The organism is Macrococcus psychrotolerans (genome assembly GCF_038095555.1).
Lineage (GTDB): Bacteria > Bacillota > Bacilli > Staphylococcales > Staphylococcaceae > Macrococcoides > Macrococcoides psychrotolerans.
Genome location: NZ_CP124591.1, coordinates 1,542,704 through 1,562,708, shown reverse-complemented (window position 1 = coordinate 1,562,708; position 20,005 = coordinate 1,542,704). Strand labels below are relative to the sequence as shown.

The window sequence follows — 20,005 nt, the reverse complement described above, 5'->3', positions numbered from 1 at the left end:
ATATTCGAAATTATTCAGAAAATTTCTGATATATGCGGTATTGTTGACAGTGAACATAAAGTTTAGTAATATCTAACTTGCGGATTCTCTTATCCAGAGTGGTGGAGGGACATGGACCCTTTGAAGCCCAGCAACCCTTAACAATGTGTTAAGTAAGGTGCCAAACCGTTTGCAGATTAATTTCTGAACGATAAGAGTAGAATGGTCGTTTATTGTGCCTTCTCTCTTACTAGGAGAGAAGGCTATTTTTTTTATAGTCCCGTAATTAAATTCAAGGAGTGTAATATATATGACAGACCGTAAATTATTTACATCAGAATCAGTAACAGAAGGACATCCGGATAAGATTGCTGACCAGATTAGTGATGCTATCTTAGACGAAATCCTAAAAGGAGATCCTAAAGCACGTGTTGCTTGTGAAACATCTGTAACAACAGGTATGGCGTTAATCGCAGGTGAAATCACAACGTCAACGTATGTTGATATTCCTAAAGTCGTGCGTGAAACAGTTAAAGAAATCGGTTATACACGTGCAAAGTTTGGTTATGACTTCCAGACGATGGCAGTGCTGACGGCAATCGATGAGCAGTCACCAGATATCGCTCAAGGTGTGGATAAAGCGTTAGAAGATCGTGATTCATTAACGGATTCTGATATTGAATCAATCGGTGCAGGTGACCAAGGTTTAATGTTCGGATTTGCTTGTAACGAAACAGAAAGCTTAATGCCATTACCAATTTCTTTATCACATGAACTTGCACGTCGTTTAACAGAAGTACGCAAAGACGGTACGTTAGATTATCTACGTCCAGACGGTAAGACACAAGTTACTGTTGAGTATGATGAAGCAGGGAAACCGAAACGTATCGATACGATCGTTATCTCATCTCAACACCATGAGAAGATTGAACTTGAACAAATTCAGGAAGATATTAAAGAACACGTGATCAAGCCGGTTGTTCCAGCGGATTTAATTGACGATGAAACAAAATACTTCATTAATCCAACGGGTCGTTTCGTAATCGGTGGTCCTCAAGGGGATGCGGGTCTTACAGGTCGTAAGATTATTGTAGATACGTACGGTGGTTATGCACGTCACGGTGGCGGTGCATTCAGTGGTAAGGATGCTACTAAAGTAGACCGTAGTGGTGCATATGCAGCACGTTACGTTGCGAAGAATATCGTAGCAGCAGGTCTTGCGGATAAGTGTGAAGTACAGTTAGCTTACGCTATCGGTGTAGCACAGCCTGTATCTATCTCTGTTGAAACTTATGGTACTTCAGACTACACGGAGCAGCAGCTTGTTGAAGCGGTACGTAAAACATTTGATTTACGTCCAGCAGGAATTATCCAGATGTTAGACTTACGTCGTCCAATCTACAAACAGACAGCAGCGTATGGTCACTTCGGTCGTACTGATGTTGACTTACCGTGGGAAGCGACAGATCGCGTCGATACATTAAAAGCCAATTTATCATAATAATAAAAGCTGTAAACCAATGAGGTTTACAGCTTTTATTATTATTCTTCGGTTGTCTCTTCTTCAGTAGATTCTTCAGTGCTTTCCTCTTTTGCTGCATCTTCAGTTTTAGCATCATCTGATTTCTCTTCATTACCACAAGCTCCTAGTAGTAGAGTTGACGCGAATGATCCTGCCAGTAACATTTGTTTGTACTTTGCCATTATCAAAACCTCCAATGTAGTTTGTCCGAGTATAGGTATGGACACTGCAAGTATTCCATTTAGATATTAAGGTATTGTTAATCTATTATAAAATAGTGTGAAATTTCTATTAAGATGTGAAAAGCAGTTTTATTTTTAAATTAATTTATCTAAAACAATGAAGTTGTGTCTCTTTTTCTTTATAATGAAACTATTAAACATTAGAAAGGTGAGAGCTATGTCTTTATCAAATTTACAACCCATGCATTATATCGCACTTGGATTAGCAGTAGCACTGTTGTTATTCATCGTGCTCTTTATATATGCACTATCGAGCAAGAAGAAAGCAATACGTGCAAAGGAAGAAGCACTGAACAAAGAACGTTCAGAAATGAAAAGTAACTACGAGGAATCTAGTGAAAAATCAAGATTAACGTTTAAGAAGGAACTTGCTGAACAGAAAGATACATACGAAGCACAGTTATCGACACAAAATGCACAGATTGATTCACTGAAATTATTTTCTAGAGATAAGGGAGAATATTTAACGGATTTAACATTGATTAACCTTAAAGATAATCTTGTCGCACAAGAACGCATCCGTCCAGAAGATATGCACGTATTAGCGAATATCTATATTCCAGGAAAACGTGTGAAAAGTACAGATAAGCTAGATCACGTTATTTTAACACGTACAGGAATTTACGTAATCGATTCTAACTACTGGACAGGACATCTATACCACGGTATTAGTGAGATGCAGTTTGATGGGGAACCGATATTTGAAACAGTATTCAACATATTAGAACTAGATTCGAAATCTGAACAGACAATCTGTCTCGATAAGGGAGAAGACGGTTCAGCACAGTTCAGGTCATACAAACATTCGATAGAAGAACTGAAGCTAAAGGCAGAACGATTAGAGAAAGTATTCGAATTACCGTATCCGGTTACACCGATTGCTTACTACAATGCAGAAGGAGTAGGAAGCGAGCATATTACGAACTACTCTCGCGATAATAGTGTGAAGGTAATTGTCGGTGAGAAAGAATTGGAACATTTCTTCGAGAAGTTTGTCTTCCACGGCAGATTCCAGTATAAAGTTGAAGAATTAGAAGAAGTACGTGCAGCAATTGAACATTTGAATCCGTAGAGTGAATTCAGATGCGCAAGTACCAGATTATTGCGTTTTCTGGTGCTTACGTAAAGAAACTTATAAAAAATAAAAGAAAGTACCAGATTATCGATTAATCTGGTACTTTCTTTCGTCAATGCTTCTATCATGTTTACTACTGTCTTCACAAAAAATTACAATTTTGTAATATGTATTAAAACATAGCCGACTGTAAACAGTAAGGGTCCGAATATATAGCTTGAAAGCGCATAAGTAAGACACTTTCGTTTATGCGACTGCCACAGTGCAACAAGTTCAAGATTAAGTGTAGAAAATGTCGTGAAACTGCCGAAAATACCGACACATATCCATAAACTCCAGCTATCGCTTAATGCCGCACATAGTCCGAGCAGCAATGACCCGAGCAGGTTCGCAATGAGCGTCCCTGTGGGATATGCATCGTTATATTTGCTGAGTAATAATCTTAAATAAGCCCCGATTGGAGCACCAAGCATTACAAGGATCATCGCGCACCTGCCTTTACACCGAGAAGGCAGAGCAGAAATCCACCAATGATGGTAAGCACTAGATAAAGCATTAGCATCCTATACGCGCCTGTTGACAATAATACATACGTCTCTTTACTCATCGTGGAAAATGTTGTGAAGCTGCCAAGGAACCCAGTCGTAATTGCTTTATAATGATGGGGATCTAAGCGTGTTTTTAACGCAGTGGAACTATAACCCATTAAGAAAGCACCGATAACATTGACAATCAGTGTAGCCCATATATTTTCGAATATTAAGCTGAGCCCATATCTGCTCGCGGCACCGAGCATGCTCATCACGATAAATAGCATATTTCAACCTCCTATAATAAAAGGACAGGACCTCAGTCCTATCCTAGAATGCCGAATAATATCAAAATACTTAATAATTGTAATAAAATAACGATCAGTATGACAAATGGCCATACTTTTGCAACTTTACGAATGCCTGAAGAGAGTTCACTTTTTAACCCTTTATCAATCATTATGATACTGATGATCAGCATAATGCAGTTGGAGATACCTGTGAACAAGACGATAGACTTTAAAGAACCAAATAGCATAGACATCAAAGGATTGTAGCCATTGCAGATAATGCTTAAAAGGACGAAGAATATGGACAGATAGACGTATTTGTTCCCTTTCATAATAAACCTCCATATTTTAATTCTTATATTTTATCATATTTATATTGTTCCGTATTGTTTTTTTATAAGTTGTCAATGTAGCGTACACGAAAGAAATTGTTATAATAAAGATATCAATTAAGAGGAGGTCAATTATGACTAAGTTAAATGTTCAAGTATTCGCAGATGGTGCCGATATCAATCAGATGAAAGAGGCGTATCAGAACAAGACGGTAGATGGGTTTACGACAAACCCATCATTAATGGCTAAAGCAGGTGTAGAAGATTATAATTCATTTGCAAAGGCTGCAGTAGAAGCAATTCCTGATGCATCGATTTCATTTGAAGTGTTCGGTGATGATATGGAGATGATGGAGAAAGAAGCAGCCATCATCCAGTCATTCGGCGAAAATGTATTTGTTAAGATTCCTGTAGTGAACACAAAGGGAGAGTCAATGATTCCGCTTATCAAACGCTTATCTGAACAAGATATTAAACTGAATATCACTGCAGTATATACGATTGAACAAGTAGAAGCGATTGTGGATGCGATTAAACCGGGCGTTGAGTCATACGTATCAGTATTTGCTGGACGTATCGCGGATACAGGTGTAGATCCGATGCCTTTAATGAAACAGTCGGTTGAAGTTTGTCACAGTAAAGACGGCGTGAAGTTATTATGGGCAAGCTGTCGTGAGTTATACAATGTTATTCAGGCAGATGAAATCGGCTGTGATATTATTACGTGTCCGGCAGATGTTGTAAACAAGATCCCGAACATCGGGCGTGACATTAATGAACTTTCAGTAGATACTGTAAAAGGATTCGAAAAAGATATTAAAGCGAGCGGCTTGAGTATTTTATAATTGATTTGTGATGAGTAGGTGATGTGGTGAGTGTCCAAAAAACGGCCACTCGCACACCCAAATACATCTGAGTGTCCAAAAAACGGCCACTCGCACAAAATAACAGTAGTCTGAGACATTCTCCGTCTCAGACTTTTTTTACAAGTGAGGTGATTTTATGAAATATTTAGTGCAGCTCCATCCTGACGCACAAGACTCTTTTTTTGAAGAAGCACATATAGACGTCATTCGTCATTACGAAATGATGCAGCAATATTTAGTAGAGTTGAATGAGGAAGACCATAGCCTCCTTATTCAAAATCCTTATGTTCTGCATATTGAACGTGATCATGATGACAACACAATTTTATAAAATAAAAAAAAGGTATTGCTTTCTTTCGAAAATCGATATAATATAATAAACATACAAAATTTTCAGACTATTATATGATTCGGAGGAATTTCATTGACCAAGAAGTTTAAGCTAAAAGCGGCATTATTATCGATCGGACTTGTAACAACACTGGTGTCACCTGTTCAAGGTGCAGAATTTGACACCAAGAAACCTCGAGCACCAAAGTTAAATAGTACAAGCATTGCCCAAAATAAAGCGATTGACAGTCAGCTGAAAGTATTGAGCCAACAAGGGGCAATTGATAATGACTTAAAGGGGATTTCCGGACAAGTCAATGTTATCGTACACTATGATGAACCCTCTGTCGGACTGGAACGAGGGTTAAAACAGACCAAGAGCAAGAAATGGTCAAAGCTCTCAGATGAAAAGGTTAAAGAAAAGATTGCAAAACAGCAGCAGAAGGCAAACAGCAAGATGCAGAATAAAGGCATCAAATATAAGAAGAATCATTCATATCAAACGGTAATTAACGCTGAGGCAATGACGGTTGATGCTAAAGATATTGAAAAGATTGCTCAAATTGAAGATGTCGCACTCGTCGAAAAAGATGATGTCATCCAAATCGATCCTTCTGAAATGCAGGCTTCAAAACAACAAGATGTGGCCAAAGATACGATGGGAGATGAGCTGAACTTAAAGCTGATTCCGAGTATCACACATTTGAAGGTAGATAAAGTATGGGAGCTAGGTAATAAAGGTAAGGGTGTTAAAGTCGGAGTAATTGATACAGGAATCGACTATAACCATCCAGATTTAAAGGATGTCTATAAGGGTGGCCGCAACTATGTTGGTGGTGGTGACTACAATACGAAGCGTAATGCAGATGACCCTTATGAAACGAAACCGGAAGAACGTCCAGGCCACCTGCCGGAAGTCAATGAAAGTGGCAGCGAATATTATACAACTCATGGAACACACGTTGCAGGGACGATTGCTGCACAAGGTAAGAATGAATTCGGAATGTATGGTATCGCACCGAATGTCGATTTATATGCATATCGTGTGCTTGGAGCGTACGGTCGTGGAAGTACGTCATGGATTGTTGGTGGCATTGAAGATGCGGTGAAGGATGATATGGATGTCATCAACTTATCGCTAGGTAATTCAAGTCCAGAAGAAAATCAAGCGAACTCGATGGCAGTGAACAATGCGATGCTCCTTGGTGTAACGGCGAACGTTGCAACAGGAAACTCCGGACCAGAGCGTTCAACAATTGGTGGACCGGCAACGAGTCCGTTAGGAATCGGCGTAGGTAATACAACACTACCTGAAGAACGTATAGATGTTGATTTAAAGCTAGGTGAAGAAACAAAGAATTACAAGTTGATGGCGTATGAGTTTGGAAATAATCCAGAAACAACGTTAAAGGATCAATATGAACTTGTAAATATACCAGGACTTGGAAAGAAAGAAGATTTTGCGCAAGTGAATGTGAAAGATAAAGTTGCACTTGTAGAACGTGGTGAAATTGCATTTGTAGAGAAGATTAAAAATGCAAAAGATGCAGGTGCAAAGGCGGTTATTGTTTACAATTCAGAGACAGGGTCAAATAGCCCAGGACCGGCAGATATTTTCGTGGGTGCTTCATTCGATTATATCCCGACTGTTGATATGGACCGCACACAAGGTTTAGCACTGAAAGCGAAGCTTGAAAAAGAGAAGGTGATGATTGATTTCACTAAATTCAACGTTACGACGACACCAGGAGATGACGTGAATGACTCATCTTCTCGTGGACCATCATTGCCAAACTTTGATATTAAGCCTGACGTGAGTGCACCTGGAACAAATATTTTGTCGACAATTCCTTCGTTTGCAGTAGGCGATAACTATAGTAAGGCATACGCACAATACACAGGAACATCGATGGCTACACCACATATCTCTGGGGTGAGTGCCCTATTGAAAGAATTACATCCAGAATGGACACCATTTGATATTAAGAGTGCACTGAGCAATACAGCGAAACATCTTGATAAATCTAAATTTGACGTCTTCAGTCAAGGTGCGGGTCTAGTTCAGCCACTTGAAGCTGCAACTGCAACATCACTTTTCAAAGTGGCGCATGAAACAGAAGTAAATGGCGTGAAACAAACACATACACGTGGAACGATTGCATTTGGCAACCAAGTTCCGACAAGTAAAGCACAAGTAATTACGAAGACTATTGATGTACAGAAATTATCATCTGATGATAACTATGCAATTGAAGTTGAAACAACACGACCTTCAAAATCTGGTGCAACAGTAACTACAGATGTGCAATCAATCCAGTCAGGTAAGGTTACTGTAAACTTAAATATTCCAGCAGGCACACCTGTTCAAGGTGACGAAATTCAAGGATATATTCACTTTAAAGGCAATCGTTCCTATGCTCTGCCATTTGCAGCGAACTTATCTGAAGTGAAGAAGAAAGGCTTTGAAAAATTTGCCCTGACAAACTACCATATGTCACCAAACGGTGATGGTAATAATGACGCTTCTTCAGTACACATGAAAGTATATAATAAACAAAACTTAACGCTGTTAAAATATTATGATTTACTGAATGAGAAGAGTGGACCAGCAGGTGACGGTTACGTAGGAAGTATTGATCTATTCCCTGGTTTAGATGGAGAGAAAGAAGTTGTGCTGGATGGTAAGCTGTACAATATTGAAGGCTCAAATCGCGTTGAAGGGAAGCTTGCAGACGGTGTATATGCAGTAGATGCTATTACGACGAGTGATAATGGAAATGCCACAGCAGATGACTATCCATTATTTGTTAAGACGAAACCAGCAGAAATAAAATCATTAGCTTTAAATAATGGAAAGCTATCATTTAAACTTGATGACCTGTACATCAATGCTAAAGAAACACTTGCAAGTTATGATATTAACTATAATGTTTCTGAATTTCTAAAAGCTAGCTATGAACTAAGCAATAATAAAACAGGTGAAGTCGTAATATCTGATGGTGGTGAAGGAACGATCGATATCAACGATAAAGGTGAATATCATCTCACATTAAACGTTGAGGATGTTGCAGGAAATAAAGCCAGCTTTAAGTATACGGTGAACACGAATACGAATGAGGTCTCAGAAGGACACAAAGACATCAAAGATAACACTGGGACACCAGTTGATGAAGCTAAGACGTTAACAGACAGCGAAGTCAATCAATTTGTTAACGGAAAGCAAAAAGTATTAACAGTGGAAGGTGACAAAGCTGTAACCTTTACTAAATCACAGCTTGCTAAACTTTCACAGATGAAGAAGAATAAAAGTATCGTATTAAATACATCGCTGCACGCTGTCAGTTTAAATTCAGCAAACATGAATGAACTGAGCAAATATGGAGATGTAACGATACAGATTAAAAAAGTAGACAGCACATATCAGAATGCAGTTCAAGTACTGGTTAAAGCTGGAGATTCAGAAGTGAAATCATTAGTACGACCTTATGCATTATATATTAAAGGAAACAGAGGACTGAATGTATATAATGCAGACGCTAACCAACGCGTCGCAAGTAAGTACGATAAGAAGCTTGGACAATATGGTATCCAGGTTACACAATTTAATACATTTGGATTGAAGTAATATGAGCTCTCCCGAATTTATGTCGGGAGGGTTTTTTGTTTTAAAGGGGAGAGAATTGATGTATGAAATTGGCATGGTGCCAAATTCGCATTCCCCTTGTGCCTCTATATAGTCGCCTTAACGCGTTAAATGATAGAAAATAGTTTCTAATAATCAGAAAATTATGGTAACATATTAATGTTGTAAAGAAAGGGGTTACATGATGAAATTTTTCGATGTTAGTGAAAATTGTATTAGCTGCGTATTTAACGAAAAAATCGCACCTGATATTAACACATCTGTGATTGCTCTAAGTCGAGCGATCGAACAGGCACAGATTGAAGGGATAACTGAACTGGTCAATTCATATAATACTTTAGTAATATATTTTAATGATGATATAACAACACATGATGAACTAAAGAAGCACATTTCAGAATTAAAGATAGCTGACAGTAATACTGAAAAGAAGCGTACGTTTGTAATACCTGTATGTTATGACAAAAAGTATGCGCTTGATCTAGAAGAACTTGCAGCAGCACATGAATTAACGACAGAAGAAGTGATTCAGATTCATTCTGAAAATGAATACTTAGTCTATATGCTAGGATTTATGCCGGGGTTCCCGTATCTTGGTGGTCTGGATGAGCGTATCGCGACGCCGCGTAGGTCATCTCCTAGAAAAGCGATTCCAGCAGGTTCTGTCGGTATCGCTGCGAATCAGACAGGAATGTATCCACTTCAGTCACCAGGAGGCTGGAATATTATCGGGCAGACACCACTGAAGCTCTATGACCCAAATAGAAATCCTGTCGTTTATTATGAAGCGGGTGATTATATTAAGTACGAACCGATTACGCTTGAACAGTTTGACGAGATTAAGCGTCAAGTTGAAGCGGGTACGTATGAGATACAAGTGAAGGAGGAGAAATGATGGGATTACAGGTTATTAATCCAGGGTTGTTCACGACCATTCAAGATCTCGGTCGATTCGGCTATCAGAATATCGGTCTTAGTCCTTCTGGCGGAATGGATTATCGTGCAGTCATGCTTGGTAATTTACTCCTAGGCAATGATGAATTTATGAGTATCGAGATGACGATGCAAGGGGGGATATTTAAGTTTGAAGAAGCATGTGCATTTGTGATTACAGGAGGTAATATGCTTGCGGAACTTAATGATACACCTGTAGAAAATCGTGCTGTACATAACGCTGAAGCCGGAGATATCTTAACATTCAAAGCAGTGAAGAACGGCTATAGAACGTATTTAACAGTAAAGAATGGCTTTAAGCTGGACAAGGTGAATAATAGTTATGCAACACACACTAAGATTGGTATCGGTGGTGTTGAAGGGCGTACATTACGTAAAGATGATATTCTCGAGTTCAATAAGCCTGAGCATAGCAAGACGCAGCGCTTAGCGACACATTTTATCGATAAGGTGAGTACGATCCGTTTTATACCTGGTCGTCAGTATAAACGTTTTAAAGATGTTCATGAAACATTGCTGAACACTTATGAAATTTCAAATACATCTGACCGTATGGGTATGCGTCTAGAAGGTGAACCGCTTCAAGTGAAGACGAACTATGACATTATTTCAGAACCTGTCCAATTGGGTAGCATACAAGTTGCATCTGACGGGCAGCCGATTATTTTATTGAATGATCGTCAGACTGTCGGTGGTTATGCGAAGATTGGGACGGTATACTTTGCAGATATCCCGACACTTGTACAAAAAGCACCTGGCAGTGAAGTACGCCTTGTAGAAGGAACGCTTGAAGAAGCGATTGAAGAGAAGAAGAAAATGATGAGCATTATTAATGAAGTTGGCCTACATGCGTATGATGTAAGACATACGAGTGGCAGAATCCAAAAATTAATACAAAGGGCGGAGTAAAATGAATTCAGAAAAGTTACAGCAGTTAATCGATATGATGAACGACAATGATTTAAAGATCATTAAAGTAAAGTCAGGGAAAGATGAGTATTACGTAGAAAAAGCGGTGCAAGAAGTACAATACGTACCACAAGCACCTGTTGCAGGAGTACCACAATCACAAGTTCAAGCTGAACGAGAAACGCCAGGCGATCATGTACAAAAATCTCAGCTTGTCGGAACATACTATAATATGCAGGATGAAACATCGAAGGAACCTTTTATTCGTGTAGGAGATAAAGTGGAAAAAGGTGATCGCATCGGTATTATTGAAGCAATGAAAGTGATGAATGATGTCTTTGCAGATGTTGACGGTACAATCGAAGAAATCTTCGTACAAAATGGTACTGCTGTTGCATATGACGAGCCACTTGTACGTATTAAAGAGAAGTAAGGGGGAAATACGTTGAAGAAAGTTCTTATCGCGAATCGCGGGGAAATCGCGATTCGTATTATCAGATCATGTAAGAAACTCGGCATCAAGACGGTTGCAGTTTATTCTAATACCGACGCTGACAGCTTACATGTTGCACTTGCAGATGAAGCAGTTTGTATAGGCCCTGCGAGTTCAACAGAAAGTTATCTTAATATGAATAATATTATTGCCGCTGCAGAAATTACACATGCAGATGCCATCCATCCAGGATATGGATTCTTAGCGGAAAACTCTAGGTTTGCACGCCTTTGTGCTGAGCATGACATCGTCTTTATCGGACCGACGCCTGAGACTATCGACAAGATGGGTGATAAAGCAGAGGCACGTAAGACAATGATTGTTGCAGGTGTCCCAGTTATTCCAGGTTCTAAAGATGTCATTCCAACGATCGAAGAAGCCCGTGAAAAAGCGCGTGAAATCGGAGTGCCACTTGTGATTAAAGCGGTTGCCGGTGGTGGTGGTAAAGGGATGCGTATCGTGAGTCGTGAAGAAGATTTCGATAACTTATTCCATGCTGCAAAGAACGAAGCAAAGAAAGCATTCGGTGATGACCGTGTATATATCGAGAAATTCATTCGTACAGCACGTCATATCGAAGTTCAGGTCATTGGTGACGGCCATGGAGATGCTGTACATCTCTATGATCGTGACTGTTCGATTCAGCGTAACAACCAGAAGCTAATTGAAGAAGCACCTGCTGTTATCGTGCCGGACGAAGTACGCGTACGCATGACGACAGATGCTGTTAACGCTGCGAAAAATATTAGCTATCGCGGCGCAGGTACGCTTGAATTCTTATATGTAGAAGAAATACAAGAATACTACTTCCTTGAGATGAATACGCGTGTTCAAGTAGAACATACCGTAACGGAAATGGTCACTGGCGTTGATATCATTGAGGCACAGCTCAAGATTGCATTATATGATGAATTTGATCTGAAACAAGAAGACATTCAAATCATGGGCTTTAGTATGGAATGCCGTATCAATGCCGAAGATCCGAATCATGGCTTTAGACCGAGTCCAGGGAAAGTAACTGCATTACATCTTCCTGCAGGACCAGGGGTACGTATCGATACATTCTTATATCCTGACTGTATGGTATCTCCATTTTATGATTCGATGATCGGTAAATTCATTACATTCGATAAGACACGTGACCGCGCAATCAAGAAGATGCTTGCCGCACTTGATGAAACAGTTATTGCGGGATTCGAGACAAATTTAGATTACCAGTATCGTATCGTACAGCATCCAAGATATCATGAAAACTTAGTTGATATTAAATTCTTAGAGAAAAATCACTTCCTGGAGGGATAATATGTTCATTGACTTAAATGCGGATTTAGGCGAAAGTTTCGGTAACTATAAGATAGGCAATGATGAAGCGATTATTCCGTTGATTACTTCAGCAAATATTGCTTGTGGGATGCATGCAGGTGACTTTAATGTATTAAATCAGACGATAGAACGTTGTAAAGCACATGGTACAGGTATCGGTGCACATCCAGGATATCCAGACCTGCAAGGGTTCGGTCGACGTAACCTAGATATGACGTATGATGAAGTAGAAAACTTAATCACCTATCAACTCGGTGCCATCGACGCATTCTGTAAGAAACATGGTGTTACTATTAACCATGTTAAACCCCATGGTGCACTCTATAATGCGACAAGTGGTGATGAAGGACTGGCAAATGCTATCGTCAATGCCATCTACAACTTTAACCCGGAACTTAAGGTCATGGGCATCTCAGGTGGTACGCTCGTTAAAGCAGCAGAAAAGAAAGACATGACTGCAATCAATGAAGTATTCGCAGATCGTAATTATACAGATAAAGGGACATTAGTTTCACGCAAACAAGATAATGCGATGATTCATGAGCAATCTGAAGCGGTGGCACATGTATTACGTATGGTACGTGATAAACAAGTCAAAACAGTATCAGGTAAACTTATTGACCTTAAAGCAGATTCTATTTGTGTGCATGGTGACGGACCAGAAGCATTAGCCTTTGTAAAGGCAATTATCGAAGCATTACAGACCGAAGGAATCAAGATTCAAACCATATAACATAATCAAAGGGGAAATACTATGGAAAAACAAAAAATGACAGCAGCACAGAAGCGTCTGCTCTTCGGTGCAATCTTCCTGATGGCAACATCAGCAATCGGGCCGGCATTCTTAACGCAGACAACTGTATTTACTGAAAAGCATCTTGCAAGCTTTGCCTTTGCCATCTTGATCAGTATTGTCATTGACATCGGTGCGCAGCTTAACATTTGGCGCGTCTTAACTGTGACAGGGAAACGTGGCCAGGATATTGCAAACGAAGTATTTAAAGGACTCGGAAGTTTCATTGCAATCTTGATTGTGATGGGTGGACTTGCGTTCAACATCGGGAATGTCGCTGGAGCAGGTCTTGGGTTCAATGCTTTATTTGGCATTGATGTACGTCTCGGTGCAGTGATTACGGCAATCCTTGCAATTATCATCTTCTCAAGTAAGAGTGGCGCTAAAATCATGGACGTCATCACTCAAATTCTGGGTGTACTCATGTTACTGACAGTAGCATTCGTAATGATTAAGACACAACCGCCATATGGAGAAGCAGTGACAAAGATGGTGATGCCGGATAATCCAGCAGCACTTATTATGCCGATCATTACAATCGTTGGTGGAACAGTAGGAGGATATATTACATTCGCCGGTGCCCATCGCCTGATTGATGATGGCATGGTGGGACAGAAGAACTTACCATTCGTATCACGTGCAGCAAACTTAGGGATTATTACAACAGGTGTGATGCGTTTCTTCTTATTCTTAGCAGTATTAGGTGTAGTGGCAACAGGTGTATCATTAAACCCTGATAACCCACTGGCATCAGCATTCCAGCATGCATTAGGACCAATTGGACCACGTATATTCGGATTAGTATTATTAGCAGCCGCATTAACATCGGTAATTGGTGCTGCTTATACGAGTGCATCATTCTTGAAAGGATTTCATCCGGTATTCTCGAAATATAACAATATTGTAATCATTATCTTTATCGTATTCTCGACAATCGTATTTGTAACAATCGGTAAACCTGTTAAATTATTAATCTTAGCAGGCGCATTCAATGGACTAATCTTACCGATTACATTATCAGCAATCTTGATTGCATCTAAAAATAAACGTATCGTTGGTGATTACAAACATCCAACGTGGCTACTTGTCCTCGGTGTAATTGCAGTACTTGCAACAATCGGCGCTGGGTTCTTCTCAATCCAGGCATTGATTGATCTATGGAATAGCTAATACTTACACCTCACATCAGTGAGGTGTTTTTTTGTCGTACGAAATGGACGCTATACCAATCTTGTAGGGTACAAATTCAAAAAATAGACTAACCTAAGAAAATAACATAACAACTATAAACTTACAAGAATATAATTTTGTTGACTCAGACTGTTGTGGCGAAAAAAATATACATGTATAATCTCAAATCTAAGACTTATTATTTCGAAATTAAAGGAGATGACCATGGAAAAAAGAAAAAAGCAAAAAATGACAGCAGCTCAAAGAAGATTACTATTAGGCGCAATTTTCCTGATGGCAACTTCAGCGATTGGGCCTGCTTTCTTAACACAAACCACAATATTTACAGAAAAATATTTAGCAAGCTTTGCGTTTGCGATTTTAGTAAGTATCATCATTGATATTGGTGCACAGTTAAATGTATGGCGTGTACTGACGGTAACCGGAAAACGAGGACAGGTGATTGCCAATGAAGTAATGCCAGGACTCGGAACTGTAATTTCAATACTCATTGTTCTTGGTGGTCTTGCATTTAATATCGGAAATGTCGCAGGTGCAGGACTCGGGTTTAATGCCTTACTTGGCATGGATGTGAAGGTTGGCGCGATCATTACAGGGATTGTAGCAATTCTTGTATTCTCTAGTCGACATGCACAAAAAGCAATGGATATTGTGACACAAGTATTAGGGATTTCTATGATATTGATTGTTGCCTTCGTTATGTTTAAAGTGAATCCACCATATGCTGAAGCAGCAACAAAAATGGTCTTGCCTGATAATCCATTTGCACTTGTGATGCCGATCATTACAATCGTAGGTGGTACAGTCGGTGGATATATAACATTTGCAGGAGCGCATAGATTGATTCATGCTGGAATGACAGGAAAAGAGAACCTACCGTTTATCACAAAAGCAGCAAACACGGGTATTGTGACAACAGGTGTGATGCGTATGTTACTATTTCTAGCTGTGTTAGGCGTAGTATCCACAGGGGTTAAATTGAATCCGGATAATCCACCAGCATCGGTATTCTATCATGCGCTTGGTGATATTGGCCCACGCATATTTGGATTAGTGTTACTAGCGGCTGCAATGTCTTCTGTAATCGGAGCAGCGTATACAAGTGCATCATTCTTAAAAGGATTCCACCCATGGTTTCTAAAGCATAACAATATCGTCGTCATATTATTTATCGTGATATCTACAACAATATTTTCATTTGTAGGGAAACCTGTTGAGCTACTGGTACTTGCAGGTGCGTTCAATGGACTCATCTTACCGGTGTCACTGACAGCGATACTCATTGCATCAAGAAAGAAATCGATTGTTGGGGACTATGAACATCCGAAATGGATATTCTGGCTCGGTGTATTTGCAGTCATCGTAACGATATTCGCAGGACTTTTCTCAATCCAAAGCATGGCTGAATATTTTGGATAATATAGATATGAACACAAGTAGTTGATTTTGCTACTTGTGTTTTTATAATGATTAAATCACTAAAGTTGATAGAAAAAAGAATTCAATAGATTCATTTTTATCTATTGAATTCTATATATTAAATATAATTTTCTATAAACATTTTGCAAGGGAAGTTTAGATATAAAATGACTGTGCTTGTAACAAGCACAGTCATTTTGCTATCTTAATTTAAATTGTTCGATTGCGTGACCAATCTCATCTCTGACACGTTGGAATTCTGACCATGCTTTACCAGCAGGGTCATCAAATCCCCAGTGTTCTTTCTTTACATTCGGTGGCAGAACTGGACAATTATTATCCGCATCACTACATAAAGTAACGACGAGGTCTGAGTTGTTTAGAATATCCTGATCGATCAAGTCTGATGTATGATGAGAGATATCAATTCCCACCTCTTTCATTGCTTCAATGGCTTTAGGATTCACACCATGTGTTTCAATTCCTGCTGAATAAACGTTCCATGTATCTCCTAGAATGTGCTTTCCCCATCCTTCAGCCATCTGACTGCGACAGGAGTTTCCTGTACAAATAAAATAAAGTGTCTTCTTCTCCATAAAAATCCCTCAAATCTTTAAAATAATATTAATGTTAAATAAAGTCCGAACAATGTAACGAATAAAACTGGAATCGTGATGACAATCCCTGTTTTAAAATATGTTCCCCATGAAATCTTCACACCTTTTTGTGAGAGTACATGTAGCCATAACAGTGTGGCAAGTGAGCCAATCGGTGTAATCTTAGGACCTAGATCTGAACCGATAATGTTCGCATAGATCATACCTTCCTTTAATAATCCAGTTGCATCGGACTGACCAATTGCAATGGCATCAATTAACACAGTGGGCATATTGTTCATCACAGATGATAGGAATGCAGCGATAAAGCCCATACCCATGATGCTGCTGAACAAGCCATATGTAGAAATCGTAGAAAGCACATCTGCTAGCACGGTCGTGATACCGACGTTCTTAAGACCGAAGACGACGAGATACATCCCGATAGAGAAGAAGACGATGTTCCACGGTGCCCCTTTAATAACTTGTCTCGTGTCAACAGCAGGGGATTTGCTTGCTAATACAATAAAGATAATTGTAATGACTCCTGCAATCAGTGAAACAGGGATATTGATAAATTCACTGCTTAAGTAACCGATGAAGAGAATAAATAGCACGATCCATGACATCTTGAAGAGTTTCATATCTTTGATCGCACTTTCAGGTGTCCCAATATTATCCGTATTAAATGTACGTGGTATCGATTGCCTGAAATATAACCACAGAACAACGATGCTTGCAACAAGCGAGAAGAGATTCGGAATAATCATACGGCTGACATATTCAACAAATCCGATGTTAAAGTAATCCGCAGAGACGATATTCACGAGATTGCTGACGATTAAAGGCAGTGATGTCGTATCTGCGATAAAACCACTCGCAATAATAAACGGGAAGATAACCTTCTGATTGAACCCGAGACGTCTCACCATGGCCAGAACAATCGGTGTTAATATCAGTGCCGCACCATCATTAGCAAAGAATGCAGCAACAATAGCACCAAGCAGCATAATATAGACGAACATCTTGAAACCATTACCGTGTGAGGCGCGGACCATATGGATGGCTGCCCATTCAAAGAAACCAATCTCATCTAATATAAGCGAGATGATGATCACTGCGATAAACGTAAGCGTAGCATTCCACACGATTCCTGTGACCTCAAGTACGTCAGAGAAACTGACGACACCTGTAATAATTGCAATAATCGCACCGACAACTGCTGTAATACCGATGTCTAGACCTTTCGGCTGCCAGATAATAAAGACTAACGTAATAAGAAATATAGCAATTGCGACTGCTGTCATCACTGGCACGCACCTCTTTTCATCGTGTTACAAATACATGCTTCTTGCGATACACTCAGTGAAGATAAGTGATCGTTAATATCCTTCAGCTTATCGTGGTTCAGCTGATACATGCGTTTGTTACCATCTTTAAATGTCGTTACGAAACCTTGATCCACGAGTGTTTTCATATGATGGCTGAGTGTGGGTTGTGAAAACTGGAAGTGTTCGAGTAGATCACAAGCACAACGTTCACCACAAGAAAGTATATCCAATATTTCAAGACGACTCGCGTCAGACAATACTTTCAGTGTTGCTGCTAAAGCTTTATAAGTCATAATAAACCTCCTTGATTTAATACAAACATAGATTAACATCTATATAGATGAATGTCTATACAAATCTAGAAAATTGTTCGTATGACTAGGGATTAGCTGTGAACGGCGCTAATTTCAAAAACTCTTTATTAAATTTGAAATATTCTGAAAACTAAAGTAAACTAAAAGTGTAATTTTAAAAATTAAGGGGGATTTTGTATGGCGAAAAAGGTTTTTGAAATTGACTTGAAGAAGAAGATGCATGAGCAAAAACATCCGGGGCATAACAGATGGCATCCTGATATTCCGGCAGCATTCTCGGTAGAGCCTGGTGAGGTCTTCAAGATGGAATGTCTGGACTGGACAGATGGACAGATAAGCAATAACGATGATCCATCTGATATCGAAAAGGTAAACTTAAAGCGTGTCCATGTATTGAGTGGACCTGTTCATGTCAATGGGGTGGAGCCTGGCGACTTACTTGTCGTAGATATCCTGGACATTGGAACATTCAGTGCACATGAGTGGGGATTCAATGGAATATTCGCGAAAGAAAATGGGGGAAGCTTCTTAGTCGAACACTATCCGAAAGCTGCAAAGTCTATCTGGGATTTTGAAGGTATCTATGCAACGAGTCGTCACGTACCGAACGTTAAGTTCGCAGGAATTATACATCCAGGATTAATGGGTGTTGCACCAAGTCAGGAGATGCTAGATGAATGGAATCGCCGTGAAAAAGCATTAGTAGACACTAACCCGAATCGTGTACCAGCGCTTGCAGAGCTGCCAGATCCAGATTCATGTGTGCTCGGAACACTTAAAGGAGCGGACTTCGATCGCGTAGCAAAAGAAGGTGCGAGAACAGTGCCGCCTCGTGAAAACGGTGGGAACTGTGATATTAAGAACTTATCAAAAGGTTCACGCGTCTATTTCCCAGTATTCGTTGATGGGGCTAAGCTATCAGTAGGAGATCTACATTTCTCACAAGGTGATGGAGAGATTACATTCTGTGGAGGAATTGAAATTCCTGGATGGATTGAACTTAAAGTCCATGTGATTAAAGGTGGCATGGAGAAATATAAGATTAAGAAGAACCCGGCATTCCAACCAGGGCCAGTAATGCCGCATTATAATGAATATCTCGTATTCGAAGGGATCTCTGTTAATGAATTCTCTGGAGACCAGCTTTACCTTGATGCCAACACTGCATACCGTAATGCCTGCTTAAATGCGATTGAATTCTTGAAGACATGCGGCTATACAGGAGAACAAGCATATATGTTACTCGGGTCAGCACCTGTACAAGGGAATATTGGTGGCATAGTAGATATTCCAAATGCATGCTGTACGTTATCTCTACCTAAGGAAATCTTTACAAATAATATTATTCCAAAGATTGATGAATAATGCCGAAGTATACATTTGAGTGTCCAAAGATGCGGACAATATGATACGTGGAAATCAATGAACAGTAACTTAAAAGAGGATGAATGTCCGGAATGCTCACGAGTGACATCGAGAGTATTCAAGAGTTTCAGAACAAACCATATGGACCCGAAGTTATATAATCGAATTAACGCAGGCATGACACCGAAAGTCGTTAAAAGAGAAAACTTACCGACGAGTAATATTAAAAGTTTGAATAAGAATAAGAATCCAATGTCTTGGACAGTATAATTGTGACACCTCACACATGTGGGGTGTTTTTTTGGTAAGGAATTAAGGTGTGAATTTGGCACGACGCTAATTTCAAGATAGAAAACAATTTCAACCGATCTTCCATTAATTCCTAGTGTTGTTCTAAGTTTTACAAATGTCCATAGACAAATCATGAATTTACACGCGATGATTTTAATTTTTAAAATTTTGACTTACTTTCATCATGATTTATTCACATTTATATACAAATAAGGCA

General features: G+C 39.5%; 21 protein-coding genes and 1 riboswitch. Of the genes, 14 read left to right on the top strand and 7 right to left on the bottom strand.

Annotation, left to right across the window (positions count from 1 at the left end; all coding sequences use genetic code 11):
• The first annotated feature begins 86 nt into the window (after positions 1 to 86).
• Positions 87 to 197, top strand: a riboswitch (SAM riboswitch).
• Between the two features lie 92 nt (positions 198 to 289).
• Positions 290 to 1,480 (top strand): methionine adenosyltransferase, encoded by a 1,191-nt coding sequence (gene metK / locus QA539_RS07980; RefSeq protein WP_219492882.1) that lies wholly within the window; start codon positions 290 to 292, stop codon positions 1,478 to 1,480.
• 41 nt (positions 1,481 to 1,521) lie between these two features.
• Here the strand turns inward: metK and QA539_RS07975 are convergent, their stop codons facing one another.
• The gene (locus tag QA539_RS07975; protein ID WP_219492881.1) at positions 1,522 to 1,683 is read right to left on the bottom strand and encodes a hypothetical protein; all 162 of its coding nucleotides are present in this window, start codon (positions 1,681 to 1,683) and stop codon (positions 1,522 to 1,524) included.
• Positions 1,684 to 1,900: 217 nt separating this feature from the next.
• Between QA539_RS07975 and QA539_RS07970 the strand changes: the two genes are divergently transcribed.
• Positions 1,901 to 2,815, top strand: coding sequence for a nuclease-related domain-containing protein (locus QA539_RS07970; RefSeq protein WP_219492879.1), 915 nt, complete (start codon positions 1,901 to 1,903; stop codon positions 2,813 to 2,815).
• A gap of 155 nt (positions 2,816 to 2,970) precedes the next feature.
• Here the strand turns inward: QA539_RS07970 and QA539_RS07965 are convergent, their stop codons facing one another.
• Genes QA539_RS07965 through QA539_RS07955 form a run of 3 tightly spaced genes read right to left on the bottom strand, consistent with a single transcriptional unit; the run spans position 2,971 to position 3,970 of the window.
• The gene (locus QA539_RS07965; protein ID WP_219492877.1) at positions 2,971 to 3,303 is read right to left on the bottom strand and encodes a fluoride efflux transporter FluC; all 333 of its coding nucleotides are present in this window, start codon (positions 3,301 to 3,303) and stop codon (positions 2,971 to 2,973) included.
• Positions 3,300 to 3,635, bottom strand: coding sequence for a fluoride efflux transporter FluC (locus QA539_RS07960; protein ID WP_419895059.1), 336 nt, complete (start codon positions 3,633 to 3,635; stop codon positions 3,300 to 3,302). Before QA539_RS07960 ends, QA539_RS07965 begins: the two co-directional genes overlap by 4 nt.
• 38 nt (positions 3,636 to 3,673) lie before the next feature.
• Entirely contained in the window at positions 3,674 to 3,970 is a 297-nt protein-coding gene (locus QA539_RS07955; protein ID WP_099483777.1) for a hypothetical protein, read from the bottom strand.
• 134 nt (positions 3,971 to 4,104) lie between these two features.
• Between QA539_RS07955 and QA539_RS07950 the strand changes: the two genes are divergently transcribed.
• The 10 genes from QA539_RS07950 to QA539_RS07905 all read left to right on the top strand — a co-directional run bounded on the left by QA539_RS07950 (position 4,105) and on the right by QA539_RS07905 (position 15,891).
• Positions 4,105 to 4,815 carry a transaldolase gene (locus QA539_RS07950; RefSeq protein WP_219492876.1) on the top strand — a complete coding sequence of 237 codons (711 nt, stop codon included), beginning with the start codon at positions 4,105 to 4,107 and terminating at the stop codon, positions 4,813 to 4,815.
• A gap of 157 nt (positions 4,816 to 4,972) precedes the next feature.
• The gene (locus tag QA539_RS07945; protein ID WP_219492874.1) at positions 4,973 to 5,167 is read left to right on the top strand and encodes a hypothetical protein; all 195 of its coding nucleotides are present in this window, start codon (positions 4,973 to 4,975) and stop codon (positions 5,165 to 5,167) included.
• A 93-nt stretch (positions 5,168 to 5,260) separates the two neighbouring features.
• On the top strand, positions 5,261 to 8,791 hold the full coding sequence (locus QA539_RS07940; protein ID WP_219492873.1) for a S8 family serine peptidase: 3,531 nt from the start codon (positions 5,261 to 5,263) through the stop codon (positions 8,789 to 8,791).
• 202 nt (positions 8,792 to 8,993) lie between these two features.
• Positions 8,994 to 9,704 carry a 5-oxoprolinase subunit PxpB gene (gene pxpB, locus QA539_RS07935; protein WP_219492872.1) on the top strand — a complete coding sequence of 237 codons (711 nt, stop codon included), beginning with the start codon at positions 8,994 to 8,996 and terminating at the stop codon, positions 9,702 to 9,704.
• Complete coding sequence (locus QA539_RS07930) at positions 9,704 to 10,672, top strand: biotin-dependent carboxyltransferase family protein (protein WP_353743114.1); 969 nt, start codon at positions 9,704 to 9,706, stop codon at positions 10,670 to 10,672. The genes pxpB and QA539_RS07930 overlap by 1 nt, the downstream gene beginning before the upstream one ends.
• Position 10,673: 1 nt before the next feature.
• A complete protein-coding gene (locus QA539_RS07925; RefSeq protein ID WP_120786861.1) occupies positions 10,674 to 11,105 on the top strand; it encodes an acetyl-CoA carboxylase biotin carboxyl carrier protein in 432 nt (143 codons plus the stop codon).
• A gap of 12 nt (positions 11,106 to 11,117) precedes the next feature.
• Positions 11,118 to 12,467, top strand: a complete 1,350-nt coding sequence (gene accC, locus QA539_RS07920) for an acetyl-CoA carboxylase biotin carboxylase subunit (protein WP_219492870.1) — start codon at positions 11,118 to 11,120, stop codon at positions 12,465 to 12,467.
• Position 12,468: 1 nt separating this feature from the next.
• On the top strand, positions 12,469 to 13,221 hold the full coding sequence (locus QA539_RS07915; protein WP_219492869.1) for a LamB/YcsF family protein: 753 nt from the start codon (positions 12,469 to 12,471) through the stop codon (positions 13,219 to 13,221).
• Between the two features lie 21 nt (positions 13,222 to 13,242).
• The gene (locus QA539_RS07910) at positions 13,243 to 14,451 is read left to right on the top strand and encodes an NRAMP family divalent metal transporter (RefSeq protein WP_219492867.1); all 1,209 of its coding nucleotides are present in this window, start codon (positions 13,243 to 13,245) and stop codon (positions 14,449 to 14,451) included.
• Between the two features lie 225 nt (positions 14,452 to 14,676).
• A complete protein-coding gene (locus tag QA539_RS07905) occupies positions 14,677 to 15,891 on the top strand; it encodes an NRAMP family divalent metal transporter (protein WP_241427452.1) in 1,215 nt (404 codons plus the stop codon).
• A 200-nt stretch (positions 15,892 to 16,091) separates the two neighbouring features.
• Here QA539_RS07905 and arsC read toward each other — a convergent pair whose 3' ends face one another.
• From arsC to QA539_RS07890, 3 genes are read right to left on the bottom strand one after another with little or no spacing between them, the layout of a single operon-like run.
• Positions 16,092 to 16,487, bottom strand: a complete 396-nt coding sequence (gene arsC / locus QA539_RS07900; protein ID WP_099483766.1) for an arsenate reductase (thioredoxin) — start codon at positions 16,485 to 16,487, stop codon at positions 16,092 to 16,094.
• 17 nt (positions 16,488 to 16,504) lie between these two features.
• Positions 16,505 to 17,794, bottom strand: coding sequence for an arsenite efflux transporter membrane subunit ArsB (arsB, locus tag QA539_RS07895; protein WP_219494848.1), 1,290 nt, complete (start codon positions 17,792 to 17,794; stop codon positions 16,505 to 16,507).
• Complete coding sequence (locus QA539_RS07890) at positions 17,794 to 18,111, bottom strand: ArsR/SmtB family transcription factor (RefSeq protein ID WP_101044771.1); 318 nt, start codon at positions 18,109 to 18,111, stop codon at positions 17,794 to 17,796. Before QA539_RS07890 ends, arsB begins: the two co-directional genes overlap by 1 nt.
• Positions 18,112 to 18,309: 198 nt before the next feature.
• Here QA539_RS07890 and fmdA point away from each other — a divergent pair, with 198 nt between their 5' ends.
• Entirely contained in the window at positions 18,310 to 19,497 is a 1,188-nt protein-coding gene (gene fmdA / locus QA539_RS07885; RefSeq protein ID WP_219492864.1) for a formamidase, read from the top strand.
• 15 nt (positions 19,498 to 19,512) lie between these two features.
• Positions 19,513 to 19,767 carry a hypothetical protein gene (locus QA539_RS07880; protein ID WP_419895058.1) on the top strand — a complete coding sequence of 85 codons (255 nt, stop codon included), beginning with the start codon at positions 19,513 to 19,515 and terminating at the stop codon, positions 19,765 to 19,767.
• The last annotated feature ends 238 nt before the right edge of the window (positions 19,768 to 20,005 follow it).